Source organism: Phocaeicola sp. RTP21198st1_B8_RTP21198_201120 (assembly GCF_040929485.1).
Classification (GTDB): domain Bacteria; phylum Bacteroidota; class Bacteroidia; order Bacteroidales; family Bacteroidaceae; genus Phocaeicola; species Phocaeicola dorei.
The window spans coordinates 1-1,251 of record NZ_JBCOCI010000407.1; the positions used below are offsets into that span (position 1 = coordinate 1).

Below are 1,251 nucleotides of genomic sequence, written 5' to 3' on the forward strand. Positions count from 1 at the left end.
ATGTAACCTATCTTTGCCATATTATAAAGGTTTTGACTGATAATCAAATAGATGTCTTATCTTGTCTTGAAAAATATATAGTATGATAATTCTCCAAGAGTATAATGAACACGACTCTGATGCAAAGGTATAAATTATATTCATATTGGTAATCATACTGATATGACAGATTTTATAATCGACTTCTTTTTTAACAACTTCTTATTATCAATAGATATGTATTATAAATCATACTATTATGAGTATGAAATATAAATTAGTATAAACTGAATATTTTATACTGACAATGTGGAATTTTATCTATACATTTGCCACATAACAAACAAAATTATGCCAATGATATATAGAAATTTAATCGGTAAGAATCACTGTAGTAGCGGTTTGATTGGTATGTCTGACGCAGGTTCAGGAAAACAAGTGAAAGAAAGTAAATCAAGTGAAAGAAAAAATACTCAAATGAGTTTAATCTTTCACTTGATTTTTTTATGCTCTGTACTCTTGTTTTACTCATGCAACAATCATGAGAAATATGATTTTGAGTCCTCTGATGAAGCTCTGAATGAATACGATAATCTTTATAAGACTGTCAGATCACAGGAAACGTGCAATGCCGAGCAACTTGCCTCATTTATCAATCTGTGGTATGAATGCTCAGACACAGTCTACAAATTTATTCAGAAAGACCCTTCGTTTACGGCTCATGCCGGTCTGACCATGAGGTTTGACAGTATAACGGATTCCATTCGCACGAGGTTGATGGAGCTTGCGGACAACTTTACTCTAAGCGATGTGGCATATGTCAAACTTCATACTTCTATCTATGGTCAGGATAAGGAACTTGACTCATTAAAGCGACATGCAACAGTATTCTTTTCCTCATTGGATAGCATTCCTGTATATACCGGGAATATTAGAGACTTACTTGCCGATTACTCAGAGTTTCTGCTTTCATATAAATTACATGGGGTACACTCAGAAGATGCGCTTCTTCGATTTATCCGTATGGAAGACTTCTTCTTCCGAAGCTTTCTTGCTTCCATTGACGAGTGCTCAGCTTTGGGTATGGCGGATATTACTGATATGACGGCCAATATTTGTGACAGCATTTATAAGGAAGCATCAAATGGTAAAATCAAGGCTGATGAAACTATTACCTATATGTCCATGAGGACAGGCCGCCGTCTGCTTCTGAATGCCAAAGTCTGTCATGAGAAACTGAAACGTGGTATAGTAAAGGATTCGCAATATGCC

Annotated in this window: 1 protein-coding gene; it reads left to right on the forward strand. The window is 35.3% G+C overall.

Annotation, left to right across the window (positions count from 1 at the left end; all coding sequences use genetic code 11):
- Positions 1-456: 456 nt before the first annotated feature.
- Positions 457-1,251 (forward strand): hypothetical protein (locus AB5935_RS26775; protein WP_368327953.1); only part of this gene is annotated, 795 nt, incomplete at its 3' end.